General features: G+C 66.8%; 20 protein-coding genes and 1 pseudogene. 15 read left to right on the forward strand and 6 right to left on the reverse strand.

All coding sequences use genetic code 11. From position 1 onward, the window contains the following. Nucleotides 1-173 precede the first annotated feature (173 nt). On the reverse strand, nt 174-1,217 hold the full coding sequence (locus tag AC6RIC_RS05720) for a transporter substrate-binding domain-containing protein (RefSeq protein WP_499735460.1): 1,044 nt from the start codon (nt 1,215-1,217) through the stop codon (nt 174-176). Between the two features lie 241 nt (nt 1,218-1,458). On the opposite strand from AC6RIC_RS05720, the gene pip reads away from it, so the two are divergent. The 10 genes and pseudogenes from pip (at nt 1,459) to AC6RIC_RS05770 (ending at nt 12,178) form a co-directional block, all read left to right on the forward strand. Then, nucleotides 1,459-2,436 carry a prolyl aminopeptidase gene (pip, locus tag AC6RIC_RS05725; RefSeq protein WP_499735461.1) on the forward strand — a complete coding sequence of 326 codons (978 nt, stop codon included), beginning with the start codon at nt 1,459-1,461 and terminating at the stop codon, nt 2,434-2,436. A 10-nt stretch (nt 2,437-2,446) separates the two neighbouring features. Further along, entirely contained in the window at nt 2,447-4,261 is a 1,815-nt protein-coding gene (locus AC6RIC_RS05730) for a S9 family peptidase (RefSeq protein WP_499735462.1), read from the forward strand. A gap of 30 nt (nt 4,262-4,291) precedes the next feature. Next, nucleotides 4,292-5,719 carry a M20 family metallopeptidase gene (locus AC6RIC_RS05735; protein ID WP_499735463.1) on the forward strand — a complete coding sequence of 476 codons (1,428 nt, stop codon included), beginning with the start codon at nt 4,292-4,294 and terminating at the stop codon, nt 5,717-5,719. A gap of 89 nt (nt 5,720-5,808) precedes the next feature. Continuing rightward, nucleotides 5,809-7,443 carry an ABC transporter substrate-binding protein gene (locus AC6RIC_RS05740; protein ID WP_499735464.1) on the forward strand — a complete coding sequence of 545 codons (1,635 nt, stop codon included), beginning with the start codon at nt 5,809-5,811 and terminating at the stop codon, nt 7,441-7,443. Nucleotides 7,444-7,469: 26 nt separating this feature from the next. Next, nucleotides 7,470-8,540, forward strand: coding sequence for an ABC transporter permease (locus tag AC6RIC_RS05745; protein ID WP_454655402.1), 1,071 nt, complete (start codon nt 7,470-7,472; stop codon nt 8,538-8,540). A gap of 9 nt (nt 8,541-8,549) precedes the next feature. After that, a complete protein-coding gene (locus AC6RIC_RS05750; RefSeq protein WP_454655404.1) occupies nt 8,550-9,476 on the forward strand; it encodes an ABC transporter permease in 927 nt (308 codons plus the stop codon). A gap of 70 nt (nt 9,477-9,546) precedes the next feature. Then, a pseudogene (locus tag AC6RIC_RS05755) lies at nt 9,547-9,957 on the forward strand (ATP-binding cassette domain-containing protein); the annotation flags it as partial. 210 nt (nt 9,958-10,167) lie between these two features. Continuing rightward, nucleotides 10,168-10,335, forward strand: a complete 168-nt coding sequence (locus tag AC6RIC_RS05760; protein ID WP_454658943.1) for an ABC transporter ATP-binding protein — start codon at nt 10,168-10,170, stop codon at nt 10,333-10,335. Continuing rightward, complete coding sequence (locus AC6RIC_RS05765) at nt 10,332-11,126, forward strand: ABC transporter ATP-binding protein (RefSeq protein WP_454655405.1); 795 nt, start codon at nt 10,332-10,334, stop codon at nt 11,124-11,126. Before AC6RIC_RS05760 ends, AC6RIC_RS05765 begins: the two co-directional genes overlap by 4 nt. A gap of 41 nt (nt 11,127-11,167) precedes the next feature. Continuing rightward, nucleotides 11,168-12,178 (forward strand): serine hydrolase domain-containing protein, encoded by a 1,011-nt coding sequence (locus tag AC6RIC_RS05770; protein ID WP_499735465.1) that lies wholly within the window; start codon nt 11,168-11,170, stop codon nt 12,176-12,178. Nucleotides 12,179-12,184: 6 nt separating this feature from the next. On the opposite strand, the gene AC6RIC_RS05775 is transcribed toward AC6RIC_RS05770, so the two are convergent. The 3 genes from AC6RIC_RS05775 to argH form a co-directional block, all read right to left on the reverse strand. Continuing rightward, the gene (locus AC6RIC_RS05775) at nt 12,185-13,186 is read right to left on the reverse strand and encodes a LysR family transcriptional regulator (RefSeq protein ID WP_499735466.1); all 1,002 of its coding nucleotides are present in this window, start codon (nt 13,184-13,186) and stop codon (nt 12,185-12,187) included. A gap of 78 nt (nt 13,187-13,264) precedes the next feature. Next, nucleotides 13,265-16,273, reverse strand: a complete 3,009-nt coding sequence (locus tag AC6RIC_RS05780; RefSeq protein ID WP_499735467.1) for an aminotransferase class III-fold pyridoxal phosphate-dependent enzyme — start codon at nt 16,271-16,273, stop codon at nt 13,265-13,267. Between the two features lie 284 nt (nt 16,274-16,557). Beyond that, nucleotides 16,558-17,976, reverse strand: a complete 1,419-nt coding sequence (gene argH / locus AC6RIC_RS05785) for an argininosuccinate lyase (RefSeq protein WP_499735468.1) — start codon at nt 17,974-17,976, stop codon at nt 16,558-16,560. A 150-nt stretch (nt 17,977-18,126) separates the two neighbouring features. Between argH and AC6RIC_RS05790 the strand changes: the two genes are divergently transcribed. Genes AC6RIC_RS05790 through AC6RIC_RS05800 form a run of 3 tightly spaced genes read left to right on the forward strand, consistent with a single transcriptional unit; the run spans nt 18,127 to nt 20,819 of the window. Next, the gene (locus AC6RIC_RS05790) at nt 18,127-19,242 is read left to right on the forward strand and encodes an aminotransferase class I/II-fold pyridoxal phosphate-dependent enzyme (protein ID WP_499735469.1); all 1,116 of its coding nucleotides are present in this window, start codon (nt 18,127-18,129) and stop codon (nt 19,240-19,242) included. A 10-nt stretch (nt 19,243-19,252) separates the two neighbouring features. After that, complete coding sequence (locus tag AC6RIC_RS05795) at nt 19,253-19,870, forward strand: PAS domain-containing protein (protein ID WP_496259161.1); 618 nt, start codon at nt 19,253-19,255, stop codon at nt 19,868-19,870. Then, nucleotides 19,863-20,819, forward strand: coding sequence for a Rossmann-fold NAD(P)-binding domain-containing protein (locus tag AC6RIC_RS05800; RefSeq protein ID WP_499735470.1), 957 nt, complete (start codon nt 19,863-19,865; stop codon nt 20,817-20,819). Before AC6RIC_RS05795 ends, AC6RIC_RS05800 begins: the two co-directional genes overlap by 8 nt. 102 nt (nt 20,820-20,921) lie before the next feature. On the opposite strand, the gene AC6RIC_RS05805 is transcribed toward AC6RIC_RS05800, so the two are convergent. Beyond that, nucleotides 20,922-22,031, reverse strand: coding sequence for an aminotransferase class I/II-fold pyridoxal phosphate-dependent enzyme (locus AC6RIC_RS05805; RefSeq protein WP_499735471.1), 1,110 nt, complete (start codon nt 22,029-22,031; stop codon nt 20,922-20,924). Nucleotides 22,032-22,265: 234 nt separating this feature from the next. Between AC6RIC_RS05805 and AC6RIC_RS05810 the strand changes: the two genes are divergently transcribed. Further along, the gene (locus tag AC6RIC_RS05810) at nt 22,266-22,544 is read left to right on the forward strand and encodes a hypothetical protein (RefSeq protein ID WP_454655422.1); all 279 of its coding nucleotides are present in this window, start codon (nt 22,266-22,268) and stop codon (nt 22,542-22,544) included. Between the two features lie 164 nt (nt 22,545-22,708). On the opposite strand, the gene AC6RIC_RS05815 is transcribed toward AC6RIC_RS05810, so the two are convergent. Continuing rightward, entirely contained in the window at nt 22,709-24,130 is a 1,422-nt protein-coding gene (locus AC6RIC_RS05815; RefSeq protein ID WP_499735472.1) for an amidohydrolase, read from the reverse strand. A 342-nt stretch (nt 24,131-24,472) separates the two neighbouring features. Here AC6RIC_RS05815 and AC6RIC_RS05820 point away from each other — a divergent pair, with 342 nt between their 5' ends. Further along, nucleotides 24,473-25,114 (forward strand): invasion associated locus B family protein, encoded by a 642-nt coding sequence (locus AC6RIC_RS05820; RefSeq protein WP_454655426.1) that lies wholly within the window; start codon nt 24,473-24,475, stop codon nt 25,112-25,114. Nucleotides 25,115-25,253 lie beyond the last annotated feature (139 nt).

The following is a 25,253-nucleotide window of genomic DNA, read 5'->3' on the forward strand; positions in this document are numbered from 1 at the left end:
CCGGGATCCATCGAAGGGCCTTTGCGCTCTACAATGGATCCCGGGGCAAGCCCGGGATGACGGCGTGGTTCCGTGGAAAATCGGCAAGCGTTGATCAGAAGCCGCAATTGGCTAGCGAAAAGCCCTTCCGGATCGCTCCGGAAGGGCTTGTTCAGGCATCCCGGTCGTGTGCTTTACCGAACCGGATAGGAGAAGATCAGGCCGCCGTCGCGGGCGAGGCGGTTCGGCGACTGGGCGCGGTCCATCGCCAGCGGCGAGGCCTTGCCGATATGCTTCTCGAAGACCTCGCCGTAATTGCCGACCTGCTTGATGATCTGGAAGGCCCAGTCCGGGCGCAGGCCGAGCTTCTTGGCCATGTCGGCGGTCGGGCCGTTCGGCGCGATCAGACGCTGGGCGTCGACGGGCATGTCCTTGAGCGCGCCGAGCTTGGCTTCGACATTCTTGGAGGTCAGGCCGAATTCCTCGGCCGCGACCATGACCTGGACGCCCCAGAACAGGGTCTTTTCCAGCTCGGTATCGGGGCGGGAGACGAGTGCCAGCGGCTCGGTCGCGGAGCGCTGGGGAACCAGCACGTAATCGTCCGGCTTCGGCGCCAGCAGGCGGTCGGCGGCCAGCGCCGAGACCGAGCTCGCGACGGCGTCGCATTTGCCGGAGAAGAAGGCCTGGAGGCGGGCGGTCTTGTCGGCGATGTTCTCGACCTTGTAGGGCAGCTTCGCCTCGCCGAACCAATCGGCGAGATAGAGCAGGGTGGTCGAGCCTTCCTCGGCGCAGACCGTTGCCCCCGACAAGTCGGCGAGCTTGGTCATGCCGAGGCTCTTGGGGATCATGAAGCCCTGGCCGTCATAGAAGGTGGTGGTGACGAAGGAGACGCCGGGATCGGCGTCGCGCGTGCCGGTCGCGGTGATGCCGCGCGAGGCGATATGGGCGCTGCCGCTGATGATCGCCTTCAGGCTGTCGGAGAAGCCGATGCCCCGCAGCTCGGCCTTGGCGGCGTCGCCGAAGATCGCGACGGCGGCCATGCGGCAGAACTCGACATTGAAGCCCTGGAAGCGGCCGGCGCTGTCGGGAACCGAGAAGCCCGGCGAATTCGGGTTCACCAGGCAGATGATCTTGCCGTCTTCCTTGACCTTGTCGAGCACAGGGCCGGCCTGCGCCGCCGGCGCGACCAGGGTGAGCGTTGCCGCGGCGAGCGCCGCACGAATGATGCTGAATGCCATCCCGATCTTCTCCCGTTATCGAGCTATAGAGCTGTATACAGCAACTCAGACATACGTCAAACGATGGGGGTTGCGGCTCACGCGTCTTTCTCGGAGAATCGACAAGGTTCCACGGATCGGCCAATCTATTCCGTGTTGTCATAACAATGCGCTCCGAATGCATTAGCCAGCAGCCGTTCGGGCATGCCATCCTGCCGACATCGAGGGAGCGCTCCGACGCTCCGGTTCGGCGGAGCCCGGTGTGCCAGACGACCAGAACGCCCTCTACAAGGCGGTTGAACCCTACGAGTCCCTGCGCCTGCCGGTCGGCGACGGACATGAGCTTCATGTCGATCTCAGCGGCAATCCCGACGGTATCCCCGTGGTGTTCCTGCATGGCGGGCCCGGCGGCGGCACCAAGCCGGCGCAGCGCAAGACCTTCGATCCATCCGCCTTCCGGATCGTGACCTTCGATCAGCGCGGCGCGGGGCGCTCCAGCCCCCTGGCGGAACTCGCCGGCAATACCACGCAGGCGCTGATCGCCGATCTCGAACGCATTCGACAGCATCTTGGCATCGAACGGTGGCTCGTCACGGGCGGCTCCTGGGGGAGCTGCCTCGGCCTTGCCTATGGACAGGCCCATCCCGAGCGCTGCCTCGGCTTCCGCCTGCACGGCATCTTCATGGCCGAGCGTGCCGAGATCGACTGGTGGTTCCACGGCTCGCGCACGATCTTCCCGGACCATTGGGAGACCTTCGCCAATTTCGTGCCGGAGGCGGAGCGCGGCGATCTGCTTGCCGCCTATTATCGGCGGCTTACCGGCCCCGATCGCGAGCAGCAACTGGCGGCTGCGGTCGCCTTGCGCACCTTCTCGGGGAACACGCAGACCTTCCTGCCCGATGCCGAGCATGTCGCGGCGCTGACCGAGCCGGATGCCGCGCTCGCGTTGGCCCGCATCTTCACGCATTACTGCGTCAACGGCGCCTTTCTCCAGCCCGGCCAGTTGCTGCGCGACGTCTCGCGCATCCGGCATTTGCCGGCCGAGATCGTGCAGGGGCGCTACGACATCGTGACGCCGATGTGCACGGCCTGGCGCCTGAAGACGGCCTGGCCCGAGGCGCGCTTCACCATCGTGACCGAGGCCAACCACGCTGCGACGCCGAACGCGCCGGCCCTGTCGTTCGCCCTGCGCGACGCGACCGATCGCCTGCGTGATTCCATGCCGGCCCTCGCGGCCTGAAGGAACCATCATGTACGAAGCCGCCAGCCAGATTCGTCTGGGCATCGAGCCTTATCTCGAAATCCGCAGCGCCAAGAGCCCGGCGGTCGCGCCGGATGGCGAACTGCTCGCCTATCTCAGCGACGAGAGCGGCACGCACCAGATCTGGCTCCGGCCGCTCGCCGGCGGTGCGCCCTGGCGCCTGACCGATATGCCGGAGCCGGTCGGCGCGATCGCCTTCAACCCGAAGAATCGCGACCTGCTCTTCACGATGGATTGCGGCGGCGACGAGCGGCATCAGCTCTGGCTCGTGCCGGGCGCGTCCGGCGTGCCGCAGCCGCTGACCGATGATCCTTCCGTGGTCCATGTCTGGGGCTGCTGGGCGCCGGACGGACAGCGCATCGCCTTCGCATCGAACGCACGCGACCGCGAGCATATGGACATCTATGTGATGGACATGGCGACGCGGGCGGCGCGGCGCGTGTTCGAGGGCAATGGCTATCGTGAGGCGGTGGCCTTCTTCCCGGACGGGCGCTCGCTGCTGGTCGCCGATGCGACCCATGCGATGAACGATCAGGACCTCTACCGGCTAGATCTCGAAAGCGGGGCGCGCGAAGCTCTGCTGCCGCATGAGGGCCGCGCCCGCTATGCCGCGAACCGGATGAAGAAGGATGGCAGCGGCTTCTTCTCGATCACCGACCAGGGCCGCGAGTTTCTGAGCGTCGCCTTCCGCTCGGCGACTGACGGCACGCTGAGCTGGATCGTCGCGCGCGACGGGCAGGATATCGAGGCGGTGGCGCTGGCGCCGGACCAGAACCGCCTCGCCTATGTTGCCAACGACCGCGGCTGGAACCGGATCTTTGTGCGCGATGTCGCCGGCGGGGCGGAATTCGAGGTCGAGGGGTTTCCGGCCGGCTCGATCGGCTCCGTCGCCTGGCTGCCGGATGGTTCGGGGCTCGTCTTCCCGCTCGACGGCTCGACCTCGTCGCCCGATATCTGGCGTTTCGACTTAGCGACGAAGCAGGTCAAACGCCTGACGGATGCCTCGAAGGCGGGGATCGATCAGGCCACCTTCGTCGAGCCGACGGTCGCGAGCACGAAGAGCTTCGACGGGCTCGAAGTGCCGTTCTTCGTCTACCGGCCGCGCGGCAAGGCGCCGGAGGGTGGCTATCCGGCGGTGGTCGTCGTCCATGGCGGACCGGAGGCGCAGTGGACCCCGATCTTCCGGGCCGACCTGCAGTTCTTCCTGAGCCAGGGCATCATGGTGATTGCGCCGAATGTCCGCGGCTCGACCGGCTATGGCCGCAGCTATCACCATCTCGACGACAAGCATCTGCGCATGGACAGCGTCGCCGATCTCAAGGCGGTCAGGCTCTGGTTGCGCGAGCAATCCGACGTGAATGACGATCGCGTCGCGGTCTATGGCCGCTCCTATGGCGGCTTCATGGTGCTGGCGGCACTCACCGAGCAGCCGGAGCTGTGGAAGGTCGGGATCGAGTTCTACGGCATTGCCAATTTCCTGACGCTGCTGGAGACGACCGGGCCGTGGCGGCGCTATCTGCGCGCAGTGGAATATGGCGATCCGGTCGCCGACCGCGAGAATCTGATCCGCTTCTCGCCGATCCACAAGCTCGACCAGATCCGCGTGCCGCTCTTCATCGCGCAGGGCTTCGACGATCCCCGCGTGCCACCGGGCGAAAGCGAGATGGTCTATTCGGTGCTGCGCGGCCTCGGTCGCCCGGTCGAATATGTCCGCATCCCGCATGAGGGCCATGGCTTCGCCCGGATCGAGAACCGGCGCACCGTCTTCGGCGGCGTGGCCCGTTTCCTGCGAGAGCATCTCTGAGCGCCCGCGGCATCTGAAAGGACGCAAACCATGCAGAATTCCGAGATCATCTGGGAGCTGGTCGACGCGAAGCGGCAGCCTTTCGAGGCGCTGAGCGACCGCGTCTGGGGCATGCCCGAGATCGCCTATACCGAATATGGCTCGGTCGCCGAGCATATCGCCATGCTGAAGGAGCAGGGCTTCCGCATCACCGAGAACGTCGCGGGCATTCCGACCGCGGTGATGGGGGAGGCGGGCGAGGGCGGCCCGGTCATCGCCATCCTCGGCGAGTACGACGCGCTGCCGGGCCTGAGCCAGGAAGCCAATATCGCCGAGCCGAAACCGGTCGAGGCCGGCGGCCACGGCCATGGCTGCGGCCACAACATGCTGGGCTCGGCCGCGCTGCTGGCGGCGACCGCGGTGAAGGACTGGCTTGCCAGGACCGGCCGGCCGGGGCGCGTGCGCTATTTCGGCTGCCCGGCGGAAGAGGGTGGCGCGGCCAAGGCCTTCATGGTGCGGGCCGGCGCCTTCGACGATGTCGATGTCGCCATCAGCTGGCACCCGGCCTCGATGACCAAGGTCGACGATGCGCTGTCGCTCGCGAACACGCGGATGGATTTCCAGTTCACCGGCCGCGCCTCGCATGCCGCGGCCGCGCCGCATCTCGGCCGCTCGGCGCTCGATGCGGTCGAGCTGATGAATGTCGGCGTCAACTACATGCGCGAGCATGCGCCGTCCGACGCGCGCATCCACTATGCCTATCTCGATGCCGGCGGCATCGCGCCGAACGTCGTGCAGGCCTCGGCCAAGGTGCGCTACGCCATCCGGGCGCGCGACCTCGCCGGCATGCTGGAACTCAACGAGCGCGTGAAGAAGATCGCCGAGGGCGCGGCGCTGATGACCGAGACCAGGGTCTCGATCTCGATCATGAGCGCGGTCTCCAACATGCTCGGCAACACGCCGCTGGAAGACGCGATGTTCAAGAACATCGATCGCCTCGGTCCCGTGCCGTTCGACGCGGCCGACAAGGCCTATGCGGCGAAGATCCAGGCTACGCTCGGCCCGGCCGACATCCTCAACGACTATCGCCGCACCGGCATCGCGCCGCGCGAGGATACGCCGCTCTGCGATTTCGTCGTGCCGCAGGGCACGCGCGGCGTGCCGATGATCGGCTCGACCGATGTCGCCGATGTCAGCTGGAAGGTGCCGACCATCCAGGCCAGGGTCGCGACCCATGCCATCGGTACGCCCGGCCATTCCTGGCAGATCACGGCGCAGGGCAAGGCCCCGGCCGCGCATAAGGGCATGGTCCATGCCGCCAAGATCATGGCAGCCACCGCGGTCGACGTGATCAGCGACGAGACGCTGCTGGCGCGGGCCAAGAAGGACCACCAGGAACGGGTGACACAGACGCCTTATGTCTGCCCGATCCCGGCCGATGTGAAGCCGCCGATCAAGCCGCGACCTCAGGCCGCCTGAACAACCTCGCCAGGAGCAGCATTTGCGGTTGCTCCCGGCTACCGACGCGTTTTCAATCAAACAACAAACCAAAGAGCGGGACAGAAATCATGGCCAACCAGAACCACGATACCGGAACCAAGCGACGCCTCGTCGGGAGCAAGCTTCTCTCGGCCGCTGCGGCCGCCGCCCTTTGCGCGGGTGCGGGAGCCGCCATTGCCGCCACGCCGAAGAACGCGCTGGTGATGGCCTGGAACATCGACGCGATCAGCACCTTCGACCCCGCCCAGGTCGGCGAGGTCGTCACCAACGAGATCCTGCAGAACACCTGCGACACGCTGGTCGATTTCGACCAGGCCGACGAGCGCAAGGTCGTGCCGAGCTTCGCCTCGCGCTGGGACGTCTCGCCGGATCGCAAGGAGATCACCTTCCATCTGCAGAAGGGCGCCAAATTCCCGTCCGGCAATCCCGTCACCGCCGAGGACGTCGCCTGGTCGATGCACCGCGTCGTCAAGCTGAACTTCGGCAATGCGGCGACGCTGACCGAGTACGGCTTCACCAAGGACAATGTCGAACAGACCATCGTCGCGGGCAATGACACGCTCACGCTCAAGCTGGACAAGCCCTATCCGACGACGCTGGTGCTGCAGGCGATCGGCGCCAACCGGGTCTCCATGATCATGGACAAGAAGACCCTGATGGCGAACGAGCAGGGTAGCGATCTCGGCAACAAGTACCTCGCGACCCGCACGGCCTGCGTCGGTCCCTACAAGCTGACGCGCTGGAATGCCGGCGAGTCGATCGTGCTGGAGGCCAATGACGGCTATTGGGGCAAGGCACCGGCGCTGAAGCGCGTGCTGATCCGCCACGTTGCCGAGCCCGGCACGCAGCGTCTGCTGCTCAGCCAGGGCGATGTCGACGTGGCGCGCGACCTGACGCCGGAGGACCTGCGGGACCTCGAAGGCTCGAAGGACATCGCGATCGAGAAGGTCCTGCGGCCGCAATTGTTCTACTGGGGCTTCAACGTCGCGGACGGTCCGTTCTCCAAGGAGAAGGTGCGCCTCGCGATGCGCTACCTGATCGACTATGACACCCTCGGCAAGACGGTGATGACCCATCTCGGCGTGCCGCGCGCCAGCTTCGCCCAGCTTGGCGCCGTCGGTGCGCTCGACGCGAAGGAGGGGCAGCCCTTCAAGCTCGATCTCGACAAGGCCAAGCAGCTCCTGACCGAAGCCGGTTATCCCAACGGCTTCGAGGCGAGCGTGCTGTTCGGCACGCTGCCGCATGCCAACCCGATCGCCCAGAGCGTCCAGCAGAACGCGGCCAAGATCGGCGTCAAGCTCTCGCTCGAGCGCATGGCCAATGCCCAGCTCTTCAGCAAGGTGCGCGGGCGTGAGTACCAGTCGGCGATGCTCGCCTGGCAGACCGGCGTGCCGGATGCCCATGGCAATGCCTCGCGCCTCGTCTTCAACCCCGACAACCGGCTGGAAGCCAAGCAGACCCAGTATCCGAGCTGGCGCGCGGCCTATCAGGACCTCGAACTGAACAAGCAGATCGACGCGGCCCTGCTGGAGCCCGATACGGCCAAGCGCGACGCGCTCTACGCCACGATCCAGAAGGAAGTGATGGCCAAGGGACCGATGGCCTTCATGTTCCAGATGAACAGCGTCGCCGGCGTGCGCAAGGACCTGAAGTCGTGGACCTGGAACGGCTTCCGGACCTATTACGAGCGCGCCGCCAAGTAAGGCCATCTGCAAGCAAGGCCATCTGAATGTCCCGGACCGCCACCGCGGCGCCCGGCCTGAGCTCCGATCCAGGACGGACAATCCTTCCGTCCTGGCTCAAGGCCTCCGGTCGAACGCTCGTCTCCTTCGCCGTCACCCTGCTCGGGCTGGCGGCGTTGACCTTCTTCATCGGCCGCCTGCTGCCGCTCGATCCGGTCGTCGCCGTGCTCGGCGACAACGTGACCCAGGAAGCCTATCAGGCGATGTACAAGCAGCTCGGCCTCGACCAGCCGCTCTACGTCCAGTTCGGCCGCTATCTCTGGGGCGTGCTGCATCTCGATTTCGGGATGGCGCTGACCACCGGCAAGCCGGTGATGACGGATATCGCCCGCGTCTTCCCGGCGACGATCGAGCTTGCCAGCGTGGCGATCGTGATCGGCACCAGCTTCGGCATTCCGCTCGGCGTGCTCTCGGCGATGTATCGTGGCTCCTGGCTCGACCAGATCGTTCGGGTCGTCGGGCTGATCGGCTATTCCGCGCCGAATTTCTGGCTCGGCCTGATGGGGCTGGTGCTGTTCTACGCGACGTTGGGTTGGGTCGGCGGACCGGGCCGCATCGACTTCACCTATGAGTTCGACCTCGAACCCGTCACCGGCTTCCTGCTGATCGACAGCCTGCTCGCCGGCAACTGGGAGATGTTCGGCAACGCCGTGTCGCACATCATCCTGCCGGCCTCGATCCTGGCTTTCAGCTCGCTCGCCTATATCAGCCGCATGACCCGCAGCTTCATGATGGAGCAGCTCAGTCAGGAATACGTGGTGACGGCGCGCGTGAAGGGCCTGTCCTGGGCGCGCACCGTCTGGGGCCATGCCTTCCGCAACATCGCCGTGCAGGTGGTGACAGTGGTGGCGCTGTCCTACGCCTTCCTGCTCGAAGGCGCGGTGCTGACCGAAACTGTCTTCGCCTGGCCCGGCTTCGGCCGCTATCTGACCAATGCGCTGCTCGCAGGCGACATGAACGCCGTTGTCGGCTGCACGCTTCTGGTCGGCGTCATCTTCGTCACGCTCAACCTGTTGTGCGACCTGCTCTACCGGGTCTTCGACCCGCGGACCCGCTGAGGCATGGCCATGACACCACACTCCATCGACCAGGCCGGCGGGCGTGGCCTCAAGGCCTGGCTCGCCGCGCCCGTCCCGTCCTCGCCCTTCCAGGCGCGGATGCAGCAATTGTCGCTCAAATGGTGGCGCCTGCGGGCCAATCCCGCCGCCATGTTCGGCCTCGCCATCATCGTGGTGATCGCGCTGACGGCGCTGTTCGCGCCGCTGGTCGCGACGCATGACATCTACGCGCAGGACTTGACGAACCGTTTGCAACGGCCCTCGGCCGCGCATTGGTTCGGGACCGACGAACTTGGCCGCGATATCTTCAGCCGGCTGGTCTTCGGCGCCCGGATCACGCTCTACATCGCCATGCTGACGGCGGTGATCGCGGCGCCGCTCGGGCTGATCGTCGGCACCACCTCCGGCTATCTCGGCGGCTGGGTCGACACCGTGCTGATGCGCATCGTCGACATCTTCCTGGCCTTCCCCAGCCTGGTGCTGGCGCTCGCCTTCGTCGCGGCCTTGGGACCCAGCATCGACCATGCGATCATCGCGATCGCGCTCGCCGCCTGGCCGCCGATCGCGCGTCTGGCGCGGGCCGAGACGCTGTCGATCCGCAAGTCCGACTATATCGCTGCGGTTCGCCTGCAGGGCGCGTCGCCGCTCAGGATCATCCTCGGCCATGTCGTGCCGATGTGCATTCCCTCCGTCGTGGTGCGCATCACGCTCAGCATGGCGTCGATCATCCTGACGGCGGCCGGCCTCGGCTTCCTGGGCTTAGGCGCCCAGCCGCCGAGCCCGGAATGGGGCGCGATGCTGGCTTCGGGTCGCGAGTTCATCCTGACCAATGGCTGGATCGCCGGCATTCCCGGCCTCGCCATCCTGATCACCAGCCTGGCCTTCAACCTGTTCGGCGACGGCCTGCGCGATATCCTGGATCCGCGTCATGGATAAGCCGCTGCTCGAGGTCGAGGACCTCTCCGTCACCTTCAAGGGCGCGCATCGCTCGGTGCAGGCGGTGCGCGGCATCTCCTTCAGCGTCGGCCGCGAGAAGGTCGGCATCGTCGGAGAATCCGGTTCGGGCAAGTCTCTGACCGGTCGCACGATCCTGAAGCTGACGCCGAAGGCCGCGACAATCTCCGCCAAGAAGCTGTCCTTCGACGGGATCGATCTGCTTGCCGCCAGCGAGCGCCAGATGCGGACGATCCGCGGCAACCGCATCTCGATGATCCTGCAGGACCCGAAATTCTCGCTGAACCCACTGATGCGGGTCGGCGAGCAGATCACCGAGGCCTACCGCCTGCACCACAAGGTCGGCGGCAAGGAGGCCGAGGCGCGTGCGCTCGCCATGCTGGAGGCCGTGAAGATCCGCGACCCCGCGCGCGTCTTCAAGCTCTTTCCGCACGAGGTCTCGGGCGGCATGGGCCAGCGCATCATGATCGCGATGATGCTGATCCCGGAGCCGGACCTGATCATCGCGGACGAGCCGACCTCGGCGCTGGACGTCACCATCCGGCGGCAGGTGCTGAGCATCCTCGACGAGCTGGTGACGCGGCGCGGCGCCGGGCTGATTTTCATCAGCCACGACCTCAATCTCGTGGCGGATTTCTGCGACCGGGTGCTGGTGATGTATGCCGGCCGGATCATGGAAGACATCCCGGCGCGCGAATTGCGCAATGCGCGCCATCCCTATACCCGCGCGCTGCTCGACAGCCTGCCGCGGCTCGACCGGCAGGCCGACATGCTGCAGGTGCCGAGCCGCGATCCGGCCTGGCTGGACGGGCCGACCTTGCAGAGCGGGAGCCGGACATGAACGCTGCTGATCCGACCATGGCAGCGAACCGTCCGGCTGCCCTTACGGTCAGTCATCTCTCCGTCGCCTTCGGCCGCGGCGCGTCCGCGCTCAAGGCGGTGGACGACGTCTCCTTCACGCTCGGCCATGGCGAAGCCTTCGGCCTGATCGGCGAGTCCGGCTGCGGCAAGTCGACGGTGCTGCGCGCGCTTGCGGGTCTCAACAGCGAGTATGGCGGCACGATCGCCTTCCATGACCGCGAGGTGCCGCACAAGCGCGACAAGGCCTTCTTCCGCCGCGTCCAGATGGTGTTCCAGGACCCCTATGCCTCGCTGCATCCGCGCAAGATGGTGCAGAACGTGCTGGCCGAGCCGCTGAAGATCCACGGCTTCGACCGGCCGCAGGAGCGCATCGACGAGATCCTGACCGCCGTCGGCCTCGGACCGTCCTTCCGCTATCGCTTCCCGCACGAGCTTTCGGGCGGGCAGCGGCAGCGCGTCGCGATTGCGCGCGCGCTGATCATCGAGCCCGAGCTTCTGCTGCTGGACGAGCCGACCTCGGCGCTCGACGTCTCCGTGCAGGCCGAGATCCTCAACCTGCTGAAGCAGCTCCGTCGCGATCGCGACCTGACCTATCTCATGGTGAGCCATGATCTCGCGGTGGTGACGCATCTGTGCGAGCGCGTCGCGATGATGAGCGAGGGCCGCATCCTCGAGCAGATGAGCGCCGAGGACGTTCGGGCCGGCCGGGCGCATGAGCCCTATACGCGCGAGTTCCTCGAGGCGAGCGTCGGCTACCGCCCGATCGCGTGAGCGGCCGGGCTTCGGCGGATCAAGACATGGACGGGATAGGTATGACGAGCGAAGCCTTGAATGCGGAGCATTGGCCGGCGAATGGCTGGGAGAGCGTGGCGCCCGAGGCGGCCGGCTGGTCGCGCGAGGGGCTCGACCGGGCCTGGCGCTATGCCGACACCGTCTCGACGGCGACAGTGATGATTGTGCAAGGCGGGCGCGTGGTGGCGAGCCGGGGCGATCTCGCCCATCGCTACCAGTGTCATTCCGTCCGCAAGAGCTTCCTCAGCGCGCTGATCGGTATCCATGAGGAGGAGGGCCGGATCGACCTGTCGCGCACGCTCGCCGATCTCGGCATCGACGACAAGGAGGGGCTGAGCGACCGCGAGAAGGCGGCGACGATCTACGATCTGCTGACGGCGCGCTCCGGTATCTTCCATCCGGCAGGCTATGAATCGCCCTGGATGAAGTCGATCAAGCCGCCGCGCCATTCGCAGCCGCCGGGCGCCCTCTGGTTGTACAACAACTGGGATTTCAATGCGCTGGGCACGATCTTCACGGCGCTGACCGGCGCCGGCATCCATGACGATTTCCTGGCGCGGATCGGCCGTCCGCTCGGCCTGGAGGATTTCCGCCTCGACGGCGAGCGGCGCGACGGCTGGCTGGAGCCGGACGATTGCTCCGTTCACCCCGCCTATCCGTTCCGCATGTCGACGCGGGACCTTGCCCGCTTCGGCCTGATGTTCCTGCGTCAGGGCCGCTGGCAAGATGCGCAGGTCGTGCCAGCCAACTGGGTCGCGACCAGCGTGCTGCCGCTCTCCGATGCCGGCCCGCGCGGCGGCTATGGCTATATGTGGTGGACCGAGCGCTCCGGTGCGGGCTTCCCCGGCGTCGTGCTGCCGGCGGGCAGCTACAGCGCCCAGGGCGTCGGCGGGCAGTATTGCCTCGTCATTCCCTCGCTCGACCTGGTGATCGTCCACCGCGTCAACACCGACATCAAGGGCACGGAGGTGAACCGCTTCGCCTTCGGCCGCCTGCTGCGCCTGATCCTCGAAGCCCGCCAGCCGGGTTGAGGTCCATCAGGCCGGTGTCGAGGCGACGGACTTCCGGTCGTCGGAGGCGGGGCGGCTAGGTCCGTGCCGAGCGAGAGCCGGGCGGGCCATGTCATCCGGGCGCGCCGGCGGGCTGGCCTCCGCTACGGCGGCCCAGAACTGCTCGACGGGAAGGCGGCTCTGCTGCCTTGCCCGATAGAGCCGGATTTCGGCCGAGACGTACCATGAGGTATCGGCAGCGGGCACGAGCTGGCCGCTGCGCAGTTCCTCGACCACCAGGCTCTCCGGCACCCAGGCGACGCCGCGCCCGGCCAGGACCATGGCCTTGAGCCCGACCGACATCGGGTTCTCGTAGACGGTGACCAGCGGCGTCGGCCGCTCGGCGAAGAGCAGGGCGAGCCGGCGCGCGAAGAAGGTCGAGCTGCCATAGCTCAGCAGGCGCACCGGCGTTTCGCCGGAGCGGAAGGCGTGAAGCGGCTCGCCGCGCCTGTCCGGAATCGAGACGGGGATCGCCCGCTCGGTGCCGAGCCGACGATAGGTGAAAAGCTCGGGATCGAGCTCCGGCAGCACGGCCTCGTGCGCATAGGTCAGCAGGAAATCGCATTCGCCCCGGTCGAGCAGCGCGACATTGCCGTCGAAGGACGAGCGCTGCTCGCAGAACCGGGTCTTCATCGGGCCGAGCGTCTCTTCCATGCGGCGGATCAGGCCGGGGAAAAAGGTCAGCGACAAGGTGTTGAGCGTGGAGAAGATCAGCGTCTCCGTTGCGATCTCGTGCAACTGGCGCAGTTCCTGCCGTGCGCCCTGCACCTGCCAGATGATCTCCTGCGCTCGCGGCAGGAAGGTCCGGCCCGCTTCCGTGAGGCGGATCGGATAGCTGCTGCGGTCGAACAGCGGAGAGCCGAGCCAATCCTCGAGTTGCTTGACCCGGCGGCTCAGGGCCGATTGCGTGATGTTGCGCTCACGGGCGGCGCGCGAGAAGCTGAGCGTGGTCGACAGGCTCAGCACGTCTTCCAGCCATTTCAACTCCATCGCCGCTCCTCCGCGCATGGGCAGGATGGCATGGCGGCTCCGGCCACGCCAGAAGCGGCCGGAGCCCCGAAGATCGCGCTATCGCGCGGCCTCGACCTCGCGCAGGCAGATCTTCAGCCGGTCGAGGATCATCTCGACATCGTCGGCGCCGACCGTCAGAGGCGGGCGGATTTTCAGGATGTTGTCGGCCGGCCCCTCGCGCCCGACGAGGATGCGCATGTCGCGCAGGCGGTTCATGACATGGGCTGCCGCATCGGTCGCGGGCTCCAGCGTCTCGCGATCCGTGACCAGCTCCAGCCCGAGGAAGAGGCCGATGCCGCGCACGTCGCCGACGCAAGGGTAGTCCTTCGCGAGGTCGCGCATGCCGGCGAGCAGCTTGTCGCCCATCACCTTGGCGTTGGCCGAGAGCCCTTCCTCCTCGACGATGTCGAGCACTTCCGAGGCGATGCGGCAGGAGAGGTTCGAGCCGCCGAAGGTGGAGAAATACTCCGGTCCCTCAGCGAAGCGCTCGGCGATGGCGCGGGTGGTGATGAGCGCGCCGATCGGGTGGCCGTTGCCGAGCGGCTTGCCGAGCACGACGATATCCGGGCGCACATTCTGCTGCTCGAAGCCGAAGTAATAGTCGCCGAGGCGCCCGAGACCGGTCTGCACCTCGTCGGCGATGCAGATGCCGCCGGCGGCGCGGATGCGTTCATAGACCGCGGCGAGATAGCCGGGCGGCGGGATGATCTGGCCGCCGACGCTCGGGAAGGTCTCGGCGATGAAGCCCGCGACCTTGCCGCCACGTTCCGCGATGGCCGCAAGCGCGCCGTCGACCTGCTGTGCGTAGTGGAGAGCGCGATCGGCATCGTCGCGGCGGAAGCGGCCGCGATAATCGTCGGCGACGTCGACGAGCTGCACCCAGGGCTTGCGGCCGCCCATGTTCGGCTTGTTGAACTTGTAGGCGGAGATGTCGATCGCGCCGGTGGTGTTGCCGTGATAGCCGTGATCGGGCGTGACGATGTCGTAGCCGCCGCTCGCCGCACGGGCGAGGCGCAGGGCCAGCTCGTTCGCCTCCGAGCCGGAATTCACGAAGAAGCAGACTTCCAGCTCTTTCGGCAGTTTTGCCGTCAGGCGCTCGGCCAGCGCCATTGGCGCCGGATGCAGATAGCGCGTGTTGGAGTTCATCCGCGCGAGCTGGTCCATCGCCACCTTGCGGATGCGCGGATGGGCGTGGCCGACATGCGGCACGTTGTTATAGGCGTCGAGATAGGGCCGGCCCATCGCGTCGAAGAGATGGTGGCGCCAGCCGCGCAGGAAGGTGATCGGCCGCTTGTAACTCAGCTTCAGATTGGCGCCGAAGCGGGCCTTGCGCTCGGCCAGCAGCGCGACCTCGTCGATCGCCTGATAGGCGACGGTATCGTCGGGCAGGTTGAGCAGGGCGGCGGGGTTCGGGCAGATCGCCTGCCAGAGCGCCCAGTCGTCGGGATCGGCGACACCCGGCCAGTCATGGCCCATGCCATCCAGCGTCAGCGCGAGCTGGAAATGCAGATGCGGCTCCCAGCCGCCATTCTCCTCGGCCGGGCCGAGCTTGGCGAAGGCCTCGCCGGCGGCGACCTCCTGGCCCTGCTTCAGCTTGGCAGCGCCATCGGCGGCGAGGTGGCCGTAGAGCGTATGGAAGACGTCGCCCGCAGGCGTGCGATGTTCGAGAATGACGACGCCGCCGTAGTCGAGATGACCTTCACGGTTCTCCGCCAGCGCGACCTTGCCGGCGAGAGGTGCGCGGACCGGTTCGCCGGCCGGCGCGAAGACATCGACGGCCATATGGATGGTGCGGCGGTTCGAGGCGAGCCAACGGCCCTTGCGGAAGGCCTTGTCGGTATAGACCAGACGCGGCTCGCCGTATTGGCCGAGCCACCACTCGGAGGTGATGCCGAGCGCGGTACCGAGATTGCGGGCCTCGTCGGCGCGTAGCTCGAACGGGTTCTGCGGGATCGTCGCCTCGGCGATGCCGAGCGAGCCGACCGGCAGCCCGTCGAGCGCGCGGCCGAGCACGGGTGCGAAGCTGCCGCGCTGTCCGGCGATCCAGCTCGCGATGCGGCCGGCGGCGTCCGTGACCGGCAGGCCGCAGGCATTGCGCAGGCGCGCGCCCATCAACTCGCCGTCGATGCCGGGGTTTTCGAGGAGCCGCCAGGCCGGGGCCTGCGAGATTGTGACGTAAGGATCGTTCGGGCGGCCCTTGGCCTCGATCGTCGAGTTCACGACGCTGACCGCGAGGCGCATGCGGACGAGCGGCCAGATCAGGCCGATCTCCTCGGCGCTCAGCGGTGAGACGCCGTGATAGCCGGCGACGAAGGCGGCGAGCGCCGTTTCCGGCGTCTCGTGGTCGAGGATGGCATAGGCGGCGGCGATGGCGATCTCGCAGACGCGCGGGCCATTCGTCATGTCGCCGAAATCGATCAGGCCGCTGATGCGGGTGGGCTCGCCGAGGCGCGGCTCGACGAGGATGTTGAAGTCGTTGAGGTCGTTATGGATGGTCTGGCGCGGCAGCTTGTCGAGCGCGGGCTTCAGCGCTTCGAAGCCGGCGACGATCTCCGCCACGAGCTTGCGGCGCGAGCCTTCGAGCACGTCGAGATGCGGCTTGATCCAGCCGGCCTCGGTCAGGTCCCATTTTGCCGCGTCCGGCGCGGCGGTGACCTTGAAGTCGCGCAGGGCGAGGTCGAGACGCGCGGTCAGCGCGCCGAGTTCGGCGAGCACGGCGGGCGGCTGCGGCCCGGCTTCGCCCATCGGAATCCCTGAGAAGGCGCGCTGGACCCAGACCATGCGCTGATGGCCCTTGGAATCGGCGACGTTCTGCCAGAAGCGCTTGCCGTCGGCGGGGAGGAGGCGCGGCAGCGGCAGCGCCGGATCGGCGGCAAGGGCGTGACTGATCGCGGCGCATTGCTGGTCGACGAGGGCGGGCTCGCCCTGGGGGCGCATCGCTTTGACGATGACGTCGCCCTCCGAGGTCCGGCCGCGGAAGTTGAGGTCGTATTCGCCGCCGAGCTGCCGCAGCCCGCCAGCAATGCCGAATTGCTCGGCGATCCCACGCAACCAGACATGTTCCATCATCTCTCTCCCGTCGCCGGATCGAATCGACCGGCGCCGTCTTCCATAGCCAGAAAGGCGGCCGGTTGGACCCCGCAAAGTTTGCGGGACGGCGGCTGCCGGGTTGCGTGGGGCGAAGGCGACCTGGATGCTTTTGATAGGCCGCCCCCGCTTGTCATTCCGGGGCGCGCCGAAGGCGCGAGCCTGGAACCCACGACCGGGTGAGACATCCTGTGTTCGGTTGCCGGCCGCTCGCCCAATCGTGGGTTCCGGGTTCTTCGCTGCGCGAAGCCCCGGAATGACAATCAAGCTTGGATCGGCTGGTCGGACAGCCAGCGCCCTTTCGCCCGCTCGATCGCCTCGCGCACCGTGTCGGGCGCGGTGCCGCCATAGCTGCGCCGGCTGCGGACGGAATGCTCCGGCGCCAGCACCGCGAAGACCGCTTCGCCGATGCGCGGATCGACCGAGCGCATGGCGTCGAGGTCGAGCGCCTGCAAGGTGCAGCCCTTGGCCTCGGCCAGCGCGACGATGCGGGCGGTGATGTGGTGGGCGTCGCGGAAGGGAATGCCGGCCTCGCGCACCAGCCAGTCGGCAAGGTCGGTCGCGGTCGGGAAGCCGCGGTCGAGGAAGGCGCGCATGCCCTCGGGCCGCACGGTGAGGTCCCTGACCATGCCGGTGGTGGCGGCGACGCAGAGTTCGACGGTTTCCAGTGCGTCGAACATCGGCTCCTTATCCTCCTGCATGTCCTTCATGAAGGTCATGGGCAGGCCCTTGACCATCACCAGCATGGCGGTGAGCGAGCCGACGACGCGGCCGGTCTTGCCGCGCACCAGCTCGGCCGCGTCGGGGTTGCGCTTCTGCGGCATGATCGAGGAGCCGGTGGTGAAGGCGTCCGACAGCGCGATGAAGCGGAAGCCGTCGCTGCACCAGAGCGTGATCTCCTCGTTGAGGCGCGAGAGATGCACGGCCAGCATCGAGCAGCAGAACAGCAATTCGCAGATATGGTCGCGCGCGCCGACCGAATCCATCGAGTTCTCGGTCGGCCGGGCGAAGCCCAGTTCCGCCGCCGTGAACTGCCGGTCGATCGGAAAGGCGGTGCCAGCGAGCGCGGCTGCGCCGAGCGGCGAGACATTGGTGCGCTGGCGCGCGCCGGCCAGGCGCTCGCGGTCGCGGCCGAACATCTCGACATAGGCCATCAGGTGATGGCCGAAGGTCGCGGGCTGGGCGACCTGCATATGGGTGAAGCCGGGCATAATCGTCTCGGCATGCTCGCTGGCACGCTCGATCAGCGCCTGTTGCAGGTCGCGGATGGTGCCATCGAGAGCATCGATCGCGTCGCGCATCCAGAGGCGGACATCGGTGACGGCCTGGTCGTTGCGGCTGCGGGCGGTGTGTAGGCGTCCGGCCGGCTCACCGATGATCTCCTTGAGGCGCGCTTCCACATTCATGTGGATGTCCTCGAGATCGATGCTGAACTGGAGTTCGCCGCGGTCGATCTCGCCCCGGATCTGGTCGAGGCCAGCCTGGATTCGCTCGTTGTCGGCGCTGGCGATGATGCCCTGGCGGGCCAGCATCGCGGCATGGGTCTTGGACGCCGCGATATCCTGCCGGTAGAGCCGGTAGTCGAAGCCGATCGAGGGATTGATCCTGCGCATCACATCGGCCGGCGCGGTGGTGAAGCGGCCGCCCCACATCTTGTTGGCACCGGGGTTCTGGTCGGACATGATGGGCTCTCCGGGAGCGACTGCGACGGGGTCGCCAAGGGATAGCAATCGTGATTTGGACTGTAAATTCCAAAGTCGACCTTGACGTCCAAATGATGCCCATCATACTCGCGGGAGATGCGGTGGATCGGCCGCCGCGGGATGGGCAGCATGAAGATCGAAGAATTCAGCCTGGAGCGCATCCAGTCGCTCTACGAGAACACCGTCGAGTTCAATCTCTCCGATAGCGGCGTCCATCCCTATTCGCTGAACGAGCTGCTCAGCGCGGATGAGCGCGCGAAGCTGATGGAGGTCGAGCTCGGCTATGGCTGGACCAATGGCGCGGTCGAACTGCGCGAGGACATCGCCAAGCTCTACCGCAACCGGACCTCGGACGAGGTGATCGTCACCAACGGCTCGGCCGAAGCCAATTTCCTGATGGTGATGTCGCTGATCGAGCCGGGCGACGAGATCGTCGTCTTCGTGCCGAACTACCTGCAGATCTGGGGCTGGGCGCGGGCGATCGGCGCCACCGTCAAGGAAGTGAAGCTGCGCGAGGAACTGGGCTGGACGCCCGATCTCGACGAGGTTCGCCGGGCGATCACGCCGCGCACCAAGTTGATGACGATCTGCAACCCCAACAACCCGACGGGCAGCCTGCTCTCGCGCGAGACGATGGATGCGCTGGTCGAGATCGCCCGTGCGCAGGGCTGCTATCTCCATGCCGACGAGGTCTACAAGGGCGCCGAGCTCGAAACCGACGAGCCGCCCAGTTTCGCCGATCTCTACGAGAAGGCGATCATCACCAGCGGGCTCTCCAAGGCGATGGCGCTGCCCGGCCTGCGCATCGGCTGGCTGGTCGGGCCGGCCAAGGACATCTACACGGCCTGGCAGAACAAGGATTACACCTCGATCACGACGAGTGCGCTGAGCGAGCATATCGCCCGCATCGTCATCCAGCCGGCGAAGCGCGCCGAAATCCTGCAGCGGAGCAAGACCATCCTGCGGGAGAACCTCGCGCTGCTTGCCGACTGGGTGAAGGCGAATGAGGAGTTTTTCTCCTTCGTGCCACCCAAGGCCGGCGGAATGGCCTTCATCAAGTACAGTCACTCGATGAACTCGACTGCGCTCGTGCACCGCTTGCGTGAGGAGCGCGGGATCATGCTGCTGCCGGGTGATGTCTACGGGATGGACGGCTATATCCGCATCGGCATCGGCGCGCCGGGCCACCATCTTTCGGCAGGTCTGGAACGCTTGAGCGACTATCTCAAGTCGCAGCCGCGCTAGAGGCTCGCCCATGACGCCGGAACTCGCTCCCTACCTGCCGGTCTGCGATGCGGTGGCTTTGCTGTTCCGGCCGCATGCCGAGGTCGTGCTGCACGATCTCGGCACACAGAGCGTCGTGCATATCGCTGGCAATTTCTCGCAGCGGGTGCTCGGCGAGCCCTCCCTGCTCGACGAGATCGGCTTCGACCCGAACGAGACGATCATCGGCCCCTATGAGAAGGTGAACTGGGACGGGCGGCGGCTGAAATCGATCAGCATCGTGCTCTCAGTCGGGGCCAAGGCCATCGGCGTGCTCTGCATCAATGTCGACGTTTCGCAGTTCCACGCGCTGATGCAGACGCTGTCCGCACTGGCAACGGTGCCGGCCGGGGTGGAGAAGCCGCAGGCCCTGTTCAAGGAAGACTGGCACGAGCGGATCAACGAATTCGTGCAGCAATGGACGCAGAGCCGTGGGCTTGCCGTGACCAGCCTCAGCCGGGCCGAGAAGCGCGAGCTGGTGGCGGACCTTGCCGCCAACGGCGCCTTCGGCGGGCGCAATGCCGCCGCCTATATCTCGCGCATCCTCGGGCTCGCCCGCGCGACCGTCTACAACTACCTCAACCAGGCCAACGAGACCCCGGATGCTTGACCTGTCGCGCGCGGAAATCGAGGCCGCCGTCGATCTCGACCGGGCCTTTATCGCGCTGGAGGAGGGGTTCAAGGCCGCTGCGGCTGGCCGGGTGCAGATGCCGCCGGTCGGCTATCTCGGCTTCCCCACGCATAACGGCGACTGCCATATCAAGTTCGGCCATATCGCCGGCGATCCGATCTTCGTCGTGAAGATCGCGACCGGGTTCTACGACAACCCGGCCAAGGGCCTGCCGACGACGAGCGGCATGATGATCGCGCTTTCGGCCGAGACTGGCGCGGTCGTCGCGATCCTGCGCGACGAGGGCTGGTTGACCGATCTCAGGACCGCTCTGGCCGGCGCCATCGCGACGCGGGCCGGAATGCGGGCCGATGCACGCCGGATCGGGATCGTCGGCGCCGGCACGCAGGCGCGGTTCCAGATCCGCGCTGCCGCGCATCTGCTGCGCGAACAGGAGCCGCTTTTTGCGGTGTGGGGTCGCTCGCCGGAGAAGCTGGAGGCCTTGCGGCACGATCTCGCGGGTGAGGGCATTGCCGCCGAGCCGGTGGCTGATTTGGAAGCGCTCTGCGCGCAATCCGATGCGCTGATCACCGTGACGCCGGCTGCTGCGCCGATCATCCGCGACGACTGGATCAGGCCCGGCACGCATATCACCGCGCTCGGCGCCGATGCGCCGGGGAAGCAGGAACTGGATTCCGCGCTGGTTGCGCTTGCCGATACGCGGATCGCGGATTCGCTGGAGCAGAGCCTCGACCATGGCGAATTCGCCGCCGCGGCGGCGGTCGGGCTGATCGATGCGGGGGATTGCGTCGAGCTGGGGGCCGTGCTGGCCGGCGACGTGCCGGCGCGCCGCTCGGATGACGACATCACCATCGCTGACCTCACGGGGATCGCGGTGCAGGACATCGCGATCGCGCGGGTGGTGCTGGACGGGATCGGGCGTAGATAACGCCGCCGTCTTGGGATTTCCTGCGGGAACCTCGTCGTCATCCCGGGGCAAGCCTGGGATGACGCAGTGGTTCCCGAGCATCATTGCCGTAAGGCTCGTTAGTCAGCCCTTATGCCGCGCCAGAAAGCGATCCATCCGCGCCAGCCCGTCGCGCAGCACTTCGGTCGGCACGCCGATGCCGATGCGGATGTGGTTCTCGATGCCGAACCAGCTTCCGGCGACGACGAAGACGCTCTCCTCCTCGCGCAGCTTCTGCGAGAAGACCTCCGACGGCATGTCGAGCGGATAGCGCAGAAAGGCCATGCCGCCGGCCTGCGGGCGCCGCCACGACCAGTCATTATGCTGCGCCATCCATTGCGCCACGAGATCGGCATTGCTGCGCAGCAAATCCCGCCCACGCGCAAGCAGGCGGCCGCGCGTTTCCGGCCGCATTACCTCTTCCGCGAGGATCTGGCTGAGGATGCCGCTGCCGATCGTGGTGTAGTCCTGCCGCTCCGCCGCTGACGCCACGACCTCGGCGGGAGCGACGATCCAGCCGAGGCGCAGGCCCGGGCAGGCGAAGGATTTCGACAGGCTCGATGTGACGACGACCTTGGGATAGCTGCCCCAGAGCGTCTCTGTCTCGGCGCCGTCGATCTCGCCGCCGCGATAGATCTCGTCGACCATCAGCCAGGCATCGTTGCGTCGGGCGGCTTCGATGAGGACGGCCCGGCTCGCGGCCGAGAGCACGCTGCCGGTGGGGTTGGCAGGGTTGGTCACGGCGATCGCCTTGGCGCCGGCGGAGACCTTCGCGAGCTGAGCGGGATCGATCTGCCAGTCGCTGTCGCCCGACAATTCGAGCCGGCGGATGTCGAAGCCGAGCGCGCGGCCGAGTCCGTCGATCTGCATGAAGTTCGGCAGAGCGAAGACCAAGGAGTCGCTGGGTTCAAACAGAGCCATCAGGGCGATCATCGTCGCCTCCGAGGAGCCGTTGGTGACGAGCACGTTCGCAGCGGTCGCGCCGGGATACCAGGAGGCGATGTTGGCCCGCAGGTCCGGCCGGCCATCGGTCCAGCCATAGCCGAGCGGCTGCTTCAGCAGGTCGCGCGCGGCCTGTTCGCCCAGGATATCTTCGATCGACCAGGGATGGACGCCGCTCTCGGTCAGGTTGATCTCGACGTCGTTCTCGAAGAGCGTCTGGTTCCGCTCCATCTGGAAAATGTCGAACTTCACGCGAGCCTCCCGCCTTGCGGTCCATCGCTTGCCGCCGGGGCGGCAAGGCTGTGCCGGCCATCTGTGCAGGCGGGGAAGGAGCGGGTCAAGGCAAACTTGGACAATAAATCCAATTTAGACTGATTGTTTATACTACATGCGCAGCCGCGCTGGCGCCGCGCTCCGATTTTGCCTCCGCCTTGCCGGGAACCGCGGCAGCCCTATATCCGTTGGCCCGCCATGTTTGAATTGCCGATGCCTAGCTCGAATTTCCGCTTTCCCGGTGTCCTGAACTCCCAGGAGCTGCTCGTCGCAGAAGCCGTCCAGGCCAGGGCCTGGGCCGCGATCGGGCATGACGACAGGCTCGATACCGAGCTGGAGACGGAAGCCCGCGACCGGCTGGGCCGGATCATCCTGCGCTTGATGTCAAGTGCCTCCGACTCGGTTTCGGACCTCACTTCCGCTGCCGTCGCCGAGTTCAAGGCGACCCGGCCGGTGATCCGTGTTGAGCTATCCGGACTGCAGGACGGGTAGCGCTTTGCCGTTTTCAAGAGAAACACACAGGTCATCCCGGGCGACCGAAGGGAGACCCGGGATCCATTCCGGAGCGCTTCCGTTGAAGGCTCAGGCATGGATCCCGGATCTCCGCTTCGGTCCGTCCGGGATGACGCGCGTTGTGTTACCTCAACTCCGCCCGCTCAATGCGCGGCCATGTCGAGCGGCGGCTCGACATCATCCGTGATCGGATTGGCGAAGGGGTTTTTGGCGCGGAAGGCGGCGAACTCGTCCTTGGCGGCTTTGAGCAGCGCGGGATCGTTCAGCACGTCCGAGGCGACGCCGGCCATCGCCTTGGCGGCGAGCGCTAGGCCCTTGTGCGCGGCCGGGGCGAGACCCTGCGCGACGAGCTGCCAGGAATGGCCGGGCGTGCCGATCGCGTAGCAGGCGGTGCGGCACTGCACGGTCGGGACAACCCAGCTCACCGTGCCGACATCGGTCGAGCCGACGGAGGTGTCGTTGCCGGCGCCGAGCGGATAGATCTCGTCGCTCAGTGCCTCGCCCTCCTTCGGCTTCAGGTCGAAGCGGCCATAGGCGGCGGCGATATCCTGCGGGCTCAACGTCTGCTGGAATTTGGCCGCGAAGGCATGGTCGGCGGCGTCGAAGCCGGGGCCGCCCAGCGCCAGCAGGTTGGCCTGCATTGTCTCCTCCAGCGGGCGGTTGCCGACGAGATTGGCATCGCCCGAGAGCTGCTTGATCGCGACCGTGGTCTCGCTCATCAGGGCTGCGCCTTCGGCGATCTTCTTCACGCGGGCGACGAGTTCCCACATCTCGGCGAGCGTGGCGGCGCGGATGAGCTGGCGCGTCGTCGCGGTCGCCTGCACGACGTTGGGAGCGATGCCGCCGGCATTGATGACCGCGTAGTGGACGCGCGCGGTCGAGGGCATGTGCTCGCGCATGTAGTTCACGCCGATATGCATCAGTTCGACCGCATCGAGCGCGGAACGGCCGAGATGCGGCGCGGCGGCAGCGTGGGAGGCGCGGCCGGAGAAGGTGAACTCGATCTCGACGCAGGCCAGCGAGAAGGCGCGGTTGACGCCGTTGAACGAGGCGGGGTGCCAGCACAGGGCAATGTCGACATCGTCGAAGGCGCCGGCGCGGACCATGAAGCCCTTGGCCGAGCCGCCCTCTTCCGCCGGGCAGCCATAATAGCGCACGCGGCCCTTCAGTCCGTTGGCAGCGAGATAGTCCTTCACCGCGGCGGCGGCGAGGAGCGAGGCGGAGCCCAGCATGTTATGGCCGCAGCCATGGCCGTTGCCGCCCTTCTCGACCGGGGTCTCGGCCGCGTTGCCGGCCTCCTGGCTGAGGCCCGGCAAGGCATCGAATTCGCCCATGATCGCGATGACCGGGCCGCCTTCGCCGGCTTCGCCGACGACCGCCGTCGGGAGGCCTGCGACGCCGGTCGTGACGCGAAAACCTTCGCTTTCCAGCATGGCGCCGTGCTCGGCGGCCGAGCGGACCTCCTGATAGTTCAGCTCGGGCATGTGCCAGATGCGGTCGGAGAGCCCGAAATAGGCCGGGGCCTTGTCGTCGACCCGACGCCAGACATCCTTGCTGTTGCTCATGGGTAGGTTCCTCCTGCGCGGGTCGCTCGGCCCGATTCCGTGCCGGTTTCTGGCATGCGGCGCGGGCGGCTCACAAGCGAGCTGGCGGCAGGGTTCGCCTGCGCTGGCGACAGAGGCGGGGGCATCATCCTGTGAGTCGAAGCCCCAGCTTCGTTCGCGAAATTGGGTCAGGAGCAAGAGCAGGCAAGGGGGAATACTTTCGGATTGAAATGATTCAATTATAGAGGGGCGCCGGCAAGTAGCGATCGGCCTCATTTGCTGCGGGTCATTTACGTTTTGCCGCTTTCTCTCGGAGGCTGTTTCTGCGATAGGGCAAGGATAACTTCACATGACAGCGCTGGCATGAAACATCATTCGCTCCGGATCGCCGCCCTCGCCGCAGTTCTCGCGGCCAGTTCCGTCACCGCGCCAGCGCTTTGGGCTCAGGAGGCACCTGCGGCCTCTGCCACGCCGCAGCGCCCGGCTCCCCGCGCGCCTGCCAAGCCGGCCCAGCCTGCGCCGAGCGTCGGCCAGCCCGCCGCCCAGGCCGCGACGCTGCCGAATGGCGCCAGCGCGATCAACGAGACCTATGGCGACTGGACCGTCGATTGCCGCATCGCGAACGGACAGCGGCTTTGCGTGCTGCTGCAGTCGCAGGGCAACAGCCAGACCGGCCAGCGCGTCTTCGCCATCGAGTTGCGCGCGCCGAGGGATGGGCGCGCCGAGGGCACGATCCTGTTCCCGTTCGGTATGAAGCTGGAGAACGGCGCGGTGCTCAGGCTCGACGACAAGGATCTCGGCCAGGGCCTGCGCTTCTCGACCTGCCTGGCGCAGGGTTGCCTGCTGCCGATCTCGTTTACGACGGTGGCGACCGACGCGATGAAGGCGGGCAAGGCGCTGACGGTCGCGGCGCTGAACCTGTCGAACAACGAGCCGATCTCGTTCAACGTCTCGCTGGGCGGTTTCGGCGCGGCGCTCGATCGCATCGCGCAGATCGACAAGTAGCCGGCAATCGGACCCGACCCGTGATTGGTGGTTTTCGTCGCCGGGCCGCCGCGCCGTAGCGGAAATCACCAAAGCCGGCTGGTGCCACATAGAAATTTGGCTCGTTCTGCCAGTGCTTCCGTGCATGATCGGCTGCATT

This window comes from Allobosea sp. TBD101 (assembly GCF_059817965.1).